Origin of the sequence: Enterococcus sp. AZ188 (genome assembly GCF_050544075.1) — a bacterium.
Classification (GTDB): Bacteria; Bacillota; Bacilli; order Lactobacillales; family Enterococcaceae; genus Enterococcus_D; species Enterococcus_D entomosocium.
In genome coordinates this window covers 2679256-2695183 of record NZ_CP172943.1, presented here as the reverse complement: position 1 = coordinate 2695183, position 15928 = coordinate 2679256, and the positions used below count along the sequence as shown (strand labels likewise).

3 protein-coding genes are annotated in these 15928 nt (G+C 41.0%); all 3 read left to right on the top strand.

Going from position 1 to position 15928, the window contains the following annotated elements:
• Positions 1-78 precede the first annotated feature (78 nt).
• The 3 genes from eno (at position 79) to IGI86_RS12455 (ending at position 15824) form a co-directional block, all read left to right on the top strand.
• Positions 79-1380: a surface-displayed alpha-enolase gene (gene eno / locus IGI86_RS12465; RefSeq protein ID WP_005234360.1), complete on the top strand. Its 1302-nt coding sequence runs from the start codon at positions 79-81 to the stop codon at positions 1378-1380.
• 230 nt (positions 1381-1610) lie between these two features.
• Entirely contained in the window at positions 1611-2723 is a 1113-nt protein-coding gene (gene glf / locus IGI86_RS12460; protein ID WP_086316476.1) for a UDP-galactopyranose mutase, read from the top strand.
• Between the two features lie 159 nt (positions 2724-2882).
• Complete coding sequence (locus IGI86_RS12455; protein ID WP_430617331.1) at positions 2883-15824, top strand: KxYKxGKxW signal peptide domain-containing protein; 12942 nt, start codon at positions 2883-2885, stop codon at positions 15822-15824.
• The last annotated feature ends 104 nt before the right edge of the window (positions 15825-15928 follow it).

The following is a 15928-nucleotide window of genomic DNA, read 5'->3' as shown; positions in this document are numbered from 1 at the left end:
TGATTTTTTCACTACAATTAAGTTGTTCGCAAGGGGTATTCCCCTTAAGATAAAACAAACTCAAAGGAGAGACAAAACATGTCAATTATTACTGATGTTTACGCACGCGAAGTCTTAGACTCACGTGGTAACCCAACTATCGAAGTAGAAGTCTACACAGAATCAGGTGCTTTCGGCCGCGGAATGGTTCCTTCAGGAGCTTCAACAGGTGAACACGAAGCAGTTGAATTACGTGATGGCGACAAAGCTCGTTATGGCGGTAAAGGTGTAACGAAAGCAGTTGACAATGTAAATAACATCATTGCAGAAGCTATCATCGGCTACGATGTACGTGACCAAATGGCTATCGATAAAGCAATGATCGCTTTAGACGGAACTCCTAACAAAGGCAAATTAGGCGCAAACGCGATTCTTGGTGTTTCTATCGCTGTTGCTCGTGCAGCTGCTGATTACCTAGAAGTACCTTTATACCACTACTTAGGCGGATTCAATACAAAAGTATTGCCAACTCCTATGATGAACATCATCAACGGTGGTTCTCACTCTGACGCACCAATCGCTTTCCAAGAATTCATGATCTTGCCTGTAGGCGCACCTACATTCAAAGAAGGCTTACGTTGGGGTACTGAAGTATTCCACGCTTTGAAATCAATCTTGTCTAAACGTGGTTTAGAAACTTCAGTAGGTGACGAAGGTGGTTTCGCTCCTCGTTTTGAAGGAACTGAAGACGGTGTTGAAACAATCTTAGAAGCAATCAAAGCTGCTGGTTTAGAACCAGGTAAAGATGTATATCTAGGATTTGACTGTGCATCATCAGAATTCTACGAAAACGGTGTTTACGACTACTCTAAATTTGAAGGCGAAAACGGCGTAAAACGTACTGCTGCTGAACAAGTTGACTACTTAGAAGAATTAGTTAACAAATACCCAATCATCACTATCGAAGACGGTATGGATGAAAACGATTGGGATGGTTGGAAACTATTAACTGAACGCTTAGGCGACAAAGTTCAATTAGTAGGGGATGACTTGTTTGTTACAAATACTGAAATCCTTGAAAAAGGAATCAAAAACGGTATCGGTAACTCAATCCTTATCAAAGTTAACCAAATCGGTACATTGACTGAAACATTCAATGCAATCGAAATGGCGAAAGAAGCTGGATACACTGCAGTAGTTTCTCACCGTTCAGGTGAAACAGAAGATTCAACAATCTCTGATATCGCTGTTGCAACAAACGCTGGCCAAATCAAAACTGGTTCTCTTTCACGTACTGACCGTATTGCAAAATACAACCAATTACTACGTATCGAAGACCAACTTGGTGAAGTTGCTGAATACAAAGGCTTGCAAGCTTTCTACAACTTAAAAAATAAATAATCTTTCGATTATTGCTTTGCTCTGAAAGAGCAGCGGTTGATTTAACAGTCAGCTGCTGCGATTTCAGAGCTTTTTTGTTGCCTCGATTCATTCAGTGCAGACAATGACCAATCATTTAAGATAACAGAAGGTAGTCATTTCTTCTATATTTTCTTTTTCAAAAAAAAGAAATTATAGTTCTGACTTATCAAAATCCTATAATAAAAGAAAATAGTTTTTAGGAGAAAAAAATGGCTTATGATTATTTGATCGTTGGTACAGGTCTTTTTGGCTCAGTTTTTGCTCATGAAGCAGCGAAACGGGGACATACAGTGAAAATGTTGGAAAAACGGACACATATTGGCGGTAATTGTTATACAGAAAAACAAGCAGGAATCGACGTACATAAGTATGGTGCGCATATTTTTCATACATCGAGTAAAAAAATTTGGGACTATATCAATCAGTTTACTGAATTCTATCCCTACATTCATGCTCCTATTGCAAACTATCAAGGCGAGCTATATAATCTTCCTTTTAATATGAACACATTTTACCAACTGTGGGGAACCAAAAATCCTGCTGAAGCTCGTACCAAAATAATGACTCAAATTGAAAAGACAAGAATAAAAAGACCACGAAATTTAGAAGAACAGGCTCTTTCTTTAGTCGGACCAGACATCTATCATAAGCTGATCAAAGGCTACACTGAAAAACAGTGGGGACGAGAATGCGATCTTCTTCCTTCTTTTATTATCAAAAGGCTGCCGATCCGGTATACCTTTAACAACAATTATTTTACGGATATTTTTCAAGGAATACCTAAATTGGGTTATACACAAATGATTCAAAAAATGCTTACACATCCACTGATTGATGTTTCTTTAGAGACTGATTTTTTTGCAGATCGCACACGACATGAATCCTCTTCTAAGAACATTGTTTATACTGGAATGATTGATCAATATTTCGATTATTGTTATGGCGAGTTGGCCTATCGGTCTTTACATTTTGAAACTGAAGTCTATAACACGGATAATTACCAAGGAACAGCCGTCATGAACTTTACAGACAGTCAAACGCCCTATACGCGAATCATTGAGCATAAACATTTTTGTCCAGTGGTGTCAAAAAGAACAGTTATCACTAAAGAATACCCGAAAGAGTGGAAGAAAGGAGATATTCCTTACTACCCAATTAACGATCAAAGCAATAATGCATTGTATCGCAAGTATGAAAAATTAGCGCAACAGCAAAAAAATTGTTTGTTTGGTGGGCGCCTAGCCAGCTATCGCTATTATGATATGGACGATACGATCGCAGCTGCTTTAAAGCTTGTCCAACAGGAATTTCAAGTGGAGTAACCTCTTCTATTGGAGAGGTTGCTTTTTTTTGTCCCGATTCTGGGACAAAACGTAACTTTTTTACTAGCTATGAAATAATTAGTTATCCTATCTTCTAAATAAATAGGACTTGGGGAAGTTTATAAAACATTTTTACGAAAGGGGAGAAAAATAAACGTAATGAGTAAAAAGAATAATTATCGAAAGTTGTTACGCTCCAATAAAAGTGAACGCTACAAGATGTATAAAAGCGGAAAACATTGGGTCTATGCAACGATCACTTCTTTTACTGGCATTGCTGGATTGAGTATCGCGCCAATCGTGGCACATGCTTCAGAAATCACACCGCCATTAGATGCAAGTAAAGAAGCAAATGCCGAGAATGTCTTGGCAAATAAAACGACGACCAAAATACCGGCTTCATCGACACAAGAAAGTGAAGCTACTTCTCAATCTGAAAGCACACAGCCATCGGATAGTTTTTCTGAATCCGAAAGTATTACCCAGTCACAAAGTGCAACAGAGTCAACTAGTTTAACCGAATCACAGAGTGTGAGTGATTCAGAAATTGAAAACAATGTTACCACTATTGAAGAATCCCAAAGCACTTCTGAATCAATGAGCCTTTCCGAGGAGGAGAGTGTGTCTGAATCAGAGAGTTTGAGTATCTCAGAAAGTACCTCGATTTCAGAAAGTGGTTCGTTGTCGTCAAGTGCATCAGAATCGACTAGTCTATCGATGTCACGATCTACCAGCGTCTCTCATTCAACGTCAGTAAGTCAAAAGAACCCACCAAAACAAACAGTCTCCGAAAAAAATAAAGTAGAATCACAAAAAGCACAAGAGCTCTTTGATCAATTAGTGCCGAAGAAAGTACAAGCGTCGGTTGACACTACAACGAATTCATTAGAGATAGTAGTCAAAGATGGCAATTCGCCAAGTACATCTTTGATACGGGCAGCGCAACAATATGCTAGTGCCAATAATTTGATTGCAAGTTTTGCAATTACCACCCAATCGGGGCAGATCATTAAAATCAATGTTTCTGCAGATCCGGATATGGGTCGAGAAGAATTTGAGCAGGCAATCAATGATGGAAATAAAACCAATTCACCTTCTGGGGTAACAGTTGATGTGCCAGACCAAGTGAAGAATAAAGATTTATATAAGCAAACCGCTATTGCTAATGGCACTTATGCCGCAGTTACTGACTGGGCTACCTTAAAAGCAGCATATGGAAATTCTTCGATTACCTATATCGAGGTAACCGCCAATATTACAGCAGCTACCAATGTGGCAACTCGTGATTTGGGTTGGCGCGAAACGAGTGTGATTATTGACGGGAATGGTTTTACAGTCAATATGGCAGGAGCAGCGTTTAATGTAGGGGCAAGTTCTACGGTTCGCGGTTCAATTTTTACGATCACAAATATTAACTTGATTCATTGGCAGTCAGGCACCAACTCAGGAGACAGTGGGACAGGTACAGCGGACGCTGTGATCGATTCAAGGTCGGCAACAGGTGGTTATGGATACTGGTACTTCAATATCGATAATGTCACTCTCGAAGGACGAGATGGTGTTAGCGGAACAGATACTGCTTATCAACCACGACGACTACTGGATGCTGAGGATAGTCAAGTGACTTTATCAGGCAAAATCGTTGCCAATGTAAAACAAGAATTGATGCAAATTGGGGAAGTAGCTATCGCTAACGGATCCCATGTAGAGTTGAATCGAACAGCTGGTACCACTGGTTATTCCATGTTTTACTATATGGCCATCCGAGGGAACAATGCGAGTGATACAGGATTCAACCATACCTTTAAAGTAGGTGATGGAGCGACAATTATTGGGAACGAACTTAGTACCTATAATAGTAACAACTATCCCCTTGTCTATTATGGATTTAACTCAATCACTGTTGGAGATGACGTAACCTGGAAACAAGACGGCTTCCAAATGCTCCTTGATTTTTCTCGTTATTCAGGAAGTCAATCAAATGACCGAACTGCAACTTTTGGACAAAATTTACAAATGACGGCTACGCGTACAGTAGGTTCTAACTCGCTGAATGTCACAAATAGAGCGGTTGTTACATTTAATGCAGGAACGGTACTTGATTTGCAACAATGGAATGCCAATACTGTTGTAAACGTTGATTCTGGCGCAACCATTCGCTTTATTTCACCGCGAGCATTGCACTTAGCACGTTTAACTTCTTCAGGAGCTGTTTCGGCTGGCCGATTGATTACAGGTTCGGGAACATTTGTCATGAATAATTCTCAGATTAGTACATGGCAGGGCAGCAGTAGCCAAACCGCTGCTCCAGAAGGAAACCGTAACTTAAAATTCGTAGAGATGACTATTTCAGGTACGACAACCACCATTAAAGATACGGCTGGAAATGTTACTACATCTAATATTGTAGATACTTCTACCCGTGAATTAGCGACTGTTGCTATTGCACCAGGAACTGTAACTGTAAACTATGTTGATCAGTATGGCAATATTATCAAAACTGTTGATATGCCAATTGATCCAGACGTTAATTACATTGGTGAGTATCTTGATTTGCAAACGTTGGAGTATGCCAATGATCTAATGCCTGATAATTATATGTGGGCAATTGGTACTCAAGTCGCTAGTTCTGCGAAAAACGATGGCCAAAGTGGCGGAGATAGTACGACTAATGCCGATAATGGGGATAGTTATGGACAAGCGACAGTTGCGATCGTTCCGATGGAAAACACCAATTATACCTATAATATTTATGTATACGGTGTTGCTAATAATTCGGTTCAGTACCAATATGTTGACGTTAAGACAGGTCAAGTGATCTCTTCTGAGTACATGAATGCTGGTACCGAAGCTTCAGGAACAGATAGAGTTCCTGCAAACTACGGGAATGTTATTGATTGGACCAATAGTTACTATACTTCGACGAATTTACCTCCTGGTTACTATTATGCAACAGGTGCAGTATTAAATGGTAATGTACAGCCTGGATCTACTACAGTCGGTACTGGAGCGAGTCTAACCACTATTTATGTTGTAGCAGACACACAAACAGTCAACGTAACATTTGTTAATTCAGATGGTCGTCCATTACAAAACCAAACTGGCACAGTTGCCATCAATGGGACGACCGGCCAAGAAATAAGTTATGAGGATTTAATTGCGGATTACCTCACTCAAACCGGTTATTATGCAGATCAAACAGGGACATTTGTTTTTGATAATACTAGCAATAATGGTAGTACGACAGATAGTGATCAACAGTTTATTGCGATCACTCTCTATCCGTCTTATCAAGAAGTCGGTGTCGTTGGAAATAATCAACCGGAATCAGATCCTGCTACAGGGGAAGCATTTGAGCAAATCCCGGGAACAGTCACTGTTGGAAAATATGGTACTTCTGGCGTTTCAAACGAAAGTATCACTCTTGGTGTAACAGATGCAGATTTAGAGAGAAATGGATACATTTATACGGTTACAGGACCAGATGGAGTAGTCTACAATACATTAGCGGAAGCTATGGCTGCCAATCAAACTTTTGACACCACCAGTAATGGAGCATCTCAAATGGATTCTTCACCTCAGATGTTCACGGTCAATTATGAACAAGATCCGGTATCTTTGTCTACTTCAGAGTCTGTTTCGGGAAGTGAATCATTATCAGAATCCATTATTACTTCTACTTCAGAATCAGAAAGTGTTTCTCTTTCTCAATCGATTTCAGAAAGTGACTCTTTATCAGAATCGATCTCTGTTAGTGATTCAGAATCAATGTCTACATCAATGAGTGAGTCTGTTTCAGTTTCAGAATCAGAGAGTGACTCGTTGTCATCGTCTATTTCAGAAAGTGAATCTGATATGAATGATTCGACATCTGAATCATTATCAACATCAATCTCTACTTCAACTTCTTTAAGTGATTCAGAATCGGTTTCGATCTCATTGAGTGACTCAGAATCAGCGTCTCTTTCAACAAGTGAATCTATTTCAGTGTCGGACTCAGAGAGTGGCTCGTCATCGACCTCTATCTCAGAAAGTGAATCAATGTCTCTTTCAATTTCGCTTAGTGATTCAGAATCTTTATCAGAATCCCTATCTGAAAGTATTTCAACATCGATTTCATTGTCGGATAGTGATTCAATGTCAGAAAGTCTTTCAGCATCAGAATCGTTATCCATATCAGCTAGTGTTTCTGAGTCAGATTCAGAAAGTGATAGTTCTAGCTTTAGTGCCTCTGTTTCTGGATCATTGAGCAACAGTACGAGTGATTCTGAAAGTTTATCTTTATCTGAGTCAGTATCAGTTTCACTCTCGCAATCACTCAGTGAATCCACTTCACTATCATTGTCAGAGAGTGATTCAGTATCAGAAAGTATTTCAGCATCAGAATCATTATCTGTCGCAATTAGTGAATCTGATTCTTCTTCGCTTAGTGAGAGCATTAGTTTCAGCGAATCTATTTCTGATTCATTGAGTGCTAGCATGAGTTTATCAGAAAGTTTATCGGAATCAGACTCGATCTCAAATTCAATTAGTATGTCGATGTCATTGAGCATTAGTGAAAGCAATAGTGAGTCTACTAGCGAATCAGCAAGCTTCAGTGGCAGCACAAGTGTAAGTAACAGTGATTCCACAAGTGTAAGTACGTCAGCTAGTGCATCAACATCTGTAAGTATTAGCGAGTCAATCAGTACCAGCACATCAGTTAGCGATTCATTATCATTAAGTAACAGTGAGTCAATGAGTTTGAGTACCTCGCTTAGTGATTCATCCTCATTGAGCGCCAGCATTTCGACATCATTAAGTGCAAGTGACTCTGCAAGTTATAGCGGCAGTACGAGCGTAAGTAATAGCGATTCGGCAAGCGAAAGTATATCTGCAAGTAATTCACTTTCAGTAAGTATTAGTGAGTCAACAAGTGAAAGTACGTCAATCAGCGATTCTGCATCATTGAGTACAAGCATTTCGACATCCCTAAGTGCGAGTGATTCTGCAAGTTACAGTGGTAGCACAAGTGTAAGCAACAGTGATTCCACAAGCGCAAGTACGTCAAGTAGTGAATCAACATCTGCAAGCATTAGTGAGTCGACAAGCACCAGCACATCGATCAGCGATTCGTTATCAGTAAGTACAAGTATCAGTAACAGTGATTCGGCAAGTGCAAGTACATCAGTGAGTGAATCAACATCTGTAAGTATTAGTGAATCCACAAGCACAAGCACCTCGATCAGCGATTCATTATCATTGAGTACAAGTGTTTCATCTTCCCTAAGTGCGAGTGAATCAGCAAGCTTTAGCGGTAGCACAAGTGTAAGTAACAGTGATTCGACAAGTGCAAGTACGTCAAGTAGTGAATCAACATCTACAAGTATCAGTGAGTCGACAAGCTTGAGCACCTCGATCAGCGATTCATTATCATTGAGTACAAGTGTTTCATCTTCCTTAAGTGCGAGTGAATCAGCAAGCTTCAGTGGTAGTACAAGTGTAAGCAACAGTGATTCCACAAGCGCAAGTACGTCAAGCAGTGAATCAACATCTGCAAGCATTAGTGAGTCAACAAGCACCAGCACGTCGATCAGCGATTCGTTATCAGTAAGTACAAGTATCAGTAACAGCGAATCAGCAAGTGAAAGTACGTCAATCAGCGATTCTGCATCATTGAGTACAAGCATTTCGACATCCTTAAGTGCGAGTGATTCTGCAAGCTTCAGTGGTAGTACAAGTGTAAGCAACAGTGATTCGACAAGTGCAAGTACGTCAAGTAGTGAATCAACATCTACAAGTATCAGTGAGTCGACAAGCTTGAGCACATCAATTAGTGATTCATCATCATTGAGTACAAGTGTTTCATCTTCCCTAAGTGCGAGTGAATCAGCAAGCTTCAGTGGTAGTACAAGTGTAAGCAACAGTGATTCCACAAGCGCAAGTACGTCAAGCAGTGAATCAACATCTGCAAGCATTAGTGAGTCAACAAGCACCAGCACCTCGATCAGCGATTCGTTATCAGTAAGTACAAGTATCAGTAACAGCGAATCAGCAAGCCTGAGCACATCAGTCAGTGATTCATCATCATTGAGCACAAGTATTTCGACATCTCTAAGTGCGAGTGAATCAGCAAGCTTTAGCGGCAGTACAAGTGTAAGTAACAGTGAGTCGACAAGTACAAGTACGTTAAATAGTGAATCAACATCTACAAGTATTAGTGAGTCAACAAGCCTAAGCACATCGATCAGTGATTCATCATCATTGAGTACAAGTGTTTCTTCTTCCCTAAGTGCGAGTGATTCAGCAAGCTTTAGCGGTAGCACAAGTGTAAGTAACAGTGATTCGACAAGTGCAAGTACGTCAAGTAGTGAATCAACATCTACAAGTATTAGTGAGTCGACAAGCACCAGCACATCGATCAGCGATTCATTATCAGTAAGTACAAGCATCAGTAACAGTGAATCAGCAAGCCTGAGCACATCAGTCAGTGATTCATCATCATTGAGCACAAGTATTTCGACATCTCTAAGTGCGAGTGATTCAGCAAGCTTTAGTGGTAGCACAAGTGTAAGTAATAGTGATTCCACAAGTACGAGCACGTCGATTAGCGATTCATTATCAGTAAGTACAAGCATCAGTAACAGCGAATCAGCAAGTGAAAGTACGTCAATCAGCGATTCTGCATCATTGAGTACAAGCATTTCGGCATCATTAAGTGCGAGTGATTCAGCAAGCTTTAGCGGCAGCACAAGTGTAAGCAACAGTGAGTCCACAAGTACGAGCACGTCGATCAGCGATTCATTATCAGTAAGTACAAGCATCAGTAACAGTGAATCAGCAAGCTTGAGCACATCAATCAGTGATTCATTATCATTGAGTACAAGTGTTTCGACATCCCTAAGTGCGAGTGAATCAGCAAGCTTTAGTGGTAGCACAAGCGTAAGCAACAGTGAGTCGACAAGCGCAAGTACGTCAGTGAGCGAATCAACATCTACAAGCGTTAGTGAGTCAACAAGCTTGAGCACATCAATCAGTGATTCATTATCATTGAGTACAAGTGTTTCGACATCTCTAAGTGCGAGTGAATCAGCAAGCTTTAGTGGTAGCACAAGTGTAAGTAATAGTGAGTCCACAAGTACGAGCACGTCGATTAGCGATTCATTATCAGTAAGTACAAGCATCAGTAACAGCGAATCAGCAAGCCTGAGCACATCAGTCAGTGATTCATCATCATTGAGCACAAGCATTTCGACATCCCTAAGTGCGAGTGAATCAGCAAGCTTTAGTGGTAGCACAAGCGTAAGCAACAGTGAGTCGACAAGCGCAAGTACGTCAGTGAGCGAATCAACATCTACAAGCGTTAGTGAGTCAACAAGCTTGAGCACATCAATCAGTGATTCATTATCATTGAGTACAAGTGTTTCGACATCCCTAAGTGCGAGTGAATCAGCAAGCTTTAGTGGTAGCACAAGCGTAAGCAACAGTGAGTCGACAAGCGCAAGTACGTCAGTGAGCGAATCAACATCTACAAGCGTTAGTGAGTCAACAAGCTTGAGCACATCAATCAGTGATTCATTATCATTGAGTACAAGTGTTTCGACATCTCTAAGTGCGAGTGAATCAGCAAGCTTTAGTGGTAGCACAAGTGTAAGTAATAGTGAGTCCACAAGTACGAGCACGTCGATTAGCGATTCATTATCAGTAAGTACAAGCATCAGTAACAGCGAATCAGCAAGTACAAGCACATCAGTCAGTGATTCATCATCATTGAGCACAAGTGTTTCGACATCTCTAAGTGCGAGTGAATCAGCAAGCTTTAGTGGAAGCACAAGTGTAAGCAACAGTGATTCCACAAGCACCAGCACGTCGATTAGCGATTCAATGTCTGTAAGTACAAGTATCAGTAACAGTGAATCAGCAAGTGAAAGTACGTCAATCAGTGATTCATCATCATTGAGCACAAGTATTTCGACATCTCTAAGTGCGAGTGATTCAGCAAGCTTTAGCGGCAGTACAAGTGTAAGTAACAGTGATTCCACAAGCGCAAGTACGTCATCGAGCGAATCAACATCTACAAGCATTAGTGAATCAACAAGCAACAGCACATCGAACAGTGATTCATCATCATTGAGTACAAGTGTTTCGACATCTCTAAGTGCGAGTGATTCAGCAAGCTTCAGTGGCAGCACAAGTGTAAGTAATAGTGAGTCGACAAGCACCAGCACGTCGATCAGCGATTCAATGTCTGTAAGTACAAGTATCAGTAACAGTGAATCAGCAAGTGAAAGTACGTCAATCAGTGATTCATCATCATTGAGCACAAGTATTTCGACATCTCTAAGTGCGAGTGATTCAGCAAGCTTTAGCGGCAGTACAAGTGTAAGTAACAGTGATTCCACAAGCGCAAGTACGTCATCGAGCGAATCAACATCTACAAGCATTAGTGAATCAACAAGCAACAGCACATCGAACAGTGATTCATCATCATTGAGTACAAGTGTTTCGACATCTCTAAGTGCGAGTGATTCAGCAAGCTTTAGTGGTAGCACAAGTGTAAGTAATAGTGAGTCAACAAGTACAAGTACGTCGATCAGTGATTCACTATCATTGAGTACAAGTATTTCAGCATCCCTAAGTGCGAGTGATTCCGCAAGTTACAGTGGCAGCACAAGCGTAAGCAACAGTGAGTCCACAAGCTCAAGTACGTCAGTGAGCGAATCATCATCTACAAGCGTTAGTGAGTCGACAAGCTTGAGCACATCGATCAGTGACTCATCATCACAAAGTGCAAGCATTTCGACATCATTAAGTGCGAGCGATTCTACAAGCTTTAGTGGCAGCACAAGTCTAAGCAACAGTGATTCCACAAGTACGAGCACGTCGATCAGCGATTCATTATCTGTAAGTACAAGCATTAGTAACAGTGAATCAACAAGCCTGAGCACATCAATCAGTGATTCATCATCATTGAGTACAAGTGTTTCGACATCTCTAAGTGCGAGTGATTCTGCAAGCTTTAGTGGCAGCACAAGCGTAAGTAATAGTGAGTCGATAAGTACAAGCACGTCGATCAGCGATTCATTGTCTGTAAGTACAAGCATCAGTAACAGTGAGTCGATAAGTACAAGCACATCAATCAGTGATTCATCATCATTGAGCACAAGCATTTCGACATCTCTAAGTGCGAGTGATTCAGCAAGCTTTAGTGGCAGCACAAGTGTAAGCAACAGTGAGTCCATAAGTACGAGCACGTCGATCAGTGATTCATCATCATTGAGTACAAGTATTTCGGCATCCTTAAGTGCGAGTGATTCAGCAAGCTTTAGCGGAAGCACAAGTGTTAGCAGTAGCGATTCCACAAGTGTAAGTACGTCATTAAGTGATTCATCATCGCTAAGTACAAGTGTAAGCAACAGTGACTCGACAAGTACAAGCACGTCGATCAGCGATTCGTTATCAGTAAGTACAAGTATCAGTAACAGTGAATCAGCAATTACAAGCACATCAATCAGTGATTCATCATCATTGAGTACAAGTATTTCGGCATCCTTAAGTGCGAGTGATTCAGCAAGCTTTAGCGGCAGCACAAGTGTTAGCAGTAGCGATTCCACAAGTGTAAGTACGTCATTAAGTGATTCATCATCGCTAAGTACAAGTGTAAGCAACAGTGACTCGACAAGTGCAAGTACGTCGATCAGCGATTCAATGTCTGTAAGTACAAGTATCAGTAACAGCGAATCAGCAAGCCTGAGCGCATCGATCAGTGATTCATCATCGTTAAGTACCAGTGTGAGTGATAGTGATTCGACAAGTACAAGTGCCTCAATTAGCGATTCAATGTCTGTAAGTACAAGCATCAGTAACAGTGAATCAACAAGCTTGAGTACGTCCATCAGTGCCTCTTCGTCATTGAGCACAAGTATCTCAGTATCACAAAGTGCGAGCGATTCTACAAGCTTTAGTGGTAGCACAAGCGTAAGTACTAGTGAATCAACAAGTGCAAGTACGTCGATCAGTGACTCGTTATCTCTAAGCACAAGTACTTCGTTGTCATTAAGTGCGAGCGATTCTACAAGCTTTAGTGGCAGCACAAGTGTAAGCAACAGTGAGTCAACAAGTACGAGTACGTCATTGAGTGACTCATTATCAGTAAGTACAAGTATTAGTAACAGTGAGTCAGCAAGTATTAGTACTTCACTAAGTGATTCATCATCATTGAGTACTAGTGGTTTAATGTCACAAAGTGCAAGCGACTCTGCAAGCTACAGCGGTAGCACAAGTACAAGTAATAGTGAATCAACAAGCATTAGTACGTCTGTGAGCGATTCACGGACTAGTGAAAGTCAAAGCTATAGCAGCAGTACTTCAGCCAGCTTGAGCATGAGTACTAGTGTCAGTACTTCGGTTAGTGACTCTGCTTCAATTAGTACAAGTAGCAGTAATAGTGAATCGAATAGTTTGAGTACGTCAATTAGTGATTCACGTTCAAGTATGAGTGAAAGCTTTAGCAGCAGTACCTCAGCAAGTATTAGTCTAAGTACTAGTGACAGTACTAGCTACAGTAGCAGCACCTCAGCAAGCATAAGTACAAGTACTAGCGATAGTACAAGTATTAGTAATAGTGCTTCTGAAAGTATGAGTGAAAGCTTGAGTATCAGTACATCAATGAGCGACTCATCGTCAATCAGTGCTAGCTTGAGCAATAGCGATAGTCTTTCAGAAAGCAGATCACTAGCAAGTGAAAGTCAAAGCTACAGTAGTAGTACTTCTGCGAGTCTAAGTCTCAGCACAAGTACTAGCAGTTCATTAAGTGATTCATCGTCAACTAGTGCGAGCGACAGCTACAGTTTGAGTAATAGTTTGAGCCAATTGACAAGTGACTCACTTTCCGAAGGTATTAGTTTAAGTAATAGCCTAAGTAATAGTTTCAGTCAAAGTACTTCAGCTAGCACGAGTTTGAGTTCAAGTACAAGTCTAAGTGAACAATTATCTCAATCAGTCAGTGCCAGCGAGTCACGGAGTGATAGCCTAAGCTATAGTAGCAGCACATCAATTAGTACGAGTGAAAGTAGCAGTACTAGCTTGAGCGAATTACTATCTCGTTCAACCAGTGCCAGTGAATCACGGAGCAATAGCTTGAGCCAAAGCACAAGTACTTCGTTGAGTGGCAGCAACAGCTCTAGCTTAAGTTTAAGTGAAATGAACTCTCAATCTAGCAGTGCGAGCGAATCACGGAGTGATAGTGTAAGCAATAGCATGAGCACATCAACTAGTGACAGCTTAAGTTCTAGTACGAGTGTAAGTGATTTACTTTCTAGATCAGAGAGTGCAAGTGAATCTAGAAGTGATAGCCTAAGCTATAGCGGTAGCACGAGCGTAAGTAACAGCTTAAGTTTAAGCGCGAGTCTAAGTGATTTACTATCTAGATCTGAAAGTGCCAGCGAATCACGTAGTTTCAGTACGAGTGATAGTGCAAGCACATCACTCAGCAATAGCGATAGTGCAAGTGATAGCTTAAGCGATCTATATTCAAGATCGAACAGTTCTAGCCTTTCAACCAGTGACAGTACAAGTACAAATGATTCTGTCTCGGCAAGTGTTAGTGAGAGCACCAGCATTTCACAATCTACTAGTACAAGTCTAAGCGAATCGGCATCAATCAGCACATCGCTTAGCGAAAAACAAGAAGTGATTGAATCTCAAAGTGTGAGTGCTTCGACAAGTGATTCACAAAGCTCTAGCACCAGTGAATCAGTTAGCGTCAGCATCAGTACTAGCGAAAGCGAGCGGAATAGTACGGAAGTTACACCTAGCGAATCAACCTCCATTAGCGAAAGCATTAGTACAAGTGAAAGTGTCCGAGATTCCGAATCGGTTAGTTCAAGTGACAGTACAAGTTTGAGTCAATCTATGAGTACGAGCGATCAAGCCTCCGCTTCTGAAAGCACAAGCAACAGTTCTAGCATTCGCGATTCTGAGTCTGAAAGTGCAAGTGTTTCTACGGAAGAAAGCCGCAGCTTCAGTACAAGTGAGTCGATTTTTGCAAGTGAAAGCACATCAATCAGTCAAAGTGACAGTACAAGTATGAGCGAATCAGCTAGTGAAAGTACCAGCATTAGTGACAGTGAACGTGGTTCAATATCTGATAGTGCAAGTGTAAGTGATTCGACATCAACAAGTGACAGTACAAGTGTGAGTGAATCTGTTAGCGAAAGTACCAGCATTAGTGACAGTGAACGTGGTTCAATGTCTGATAGTGCAAGTGTAAGTGATTCGACTTCAACAAGCGAAAGCCTAAGTGTGAGTGAATCTGTTAGCGAAAGTACCAGCATTAGTGACAGTGAACGTGGTTCAATGTCTGATAGTGCAAGTGTAAGTGATTCGACTTCAACAAGCGAAAGTCTAAGTGTGAGTGAATCAGCTAGCGAAAGCACCAGCATCAGCGATAGTGAACGTGATTCAATGTCAAATAGTGCAAGTGTAAGTGATTCGACTTCAACAAGCGAAAGCCTAAGTGTGAGTGAATCAGCTAGCGAAAGCACCAGCATCAGTGATAGTGAACGTGATTCAGTATCACTTAGCGCCGAATCAAGTGATTCTGGGTCAACAAGCGACAGTCTGAGTGCTAGCAACTCGGCTAGTCAGAGTGAAAGCTTTAGTGCCTCTGATCGAGATTCAGTCTCCATGAGCGCTAGTGAATCAATCAGCGATAGTACCAGCGTGAGTGACTCTGCTTCGCTAAGCACAAGTACAAGTGATATCAACTCTGATATCGTCAGTGAATATCACAGTAATAGCTTGTCTGAGAGTCTATCAGAGCTGCAATCACAATCAACTAGCCAAGATCATTCACTTTCGGCAAGTGAGTCTATCAGCGGCTCTACTTCAACACCATCAAGTTCTAATCAGAACAACGGAGTGAATGGAAATACAGTAACGCCAATTGGCAACACAGGAGTAGGGGGGCATACGACCAGTGCATCTGGTTCTACTCTTCCTAAGACTGGCGAATCTGATGCAAGTGGTATTCAAATGTCTCTTGCTGGAATTGCCACGCTGTTAGCTGCTATTGCTTTATTGAAAAAGAAAAAAGATGAAGCAAAGCGTGAAACAGAGTAACCCGTTAGTTTTGGTTTGTGAAGAGCTAGGATAAATTTCCTAGCTCTTCTAAAATGATAAAAGTACTTCTATTAAATAAAAAAGCATCACAGTTAGGCAAACTA

Bases quoted from the DNA above. Each gene is read 5' to 3' on its own strand.
- eno (WP_005234360.1), top strand. From the start codon at position 79: ATGTCAATTATTACTGATGTTTACGCACGCGAAGTCTTAGACTCACGT.
- IGI86_RS12455 (WP_430617331.1), top strand. From the start codon at position 2,883: ATGAGTAAAAAGAATAATTATCGAAAGTTGTTACGCTCCAATAAAAGT.
- glf (WP_086316476.1), top strand. From the start codon at position 1,611: ATGGCTTATGATTATTTGATCGTTGGTACAGGTCTTTTTGGCTCAGTT.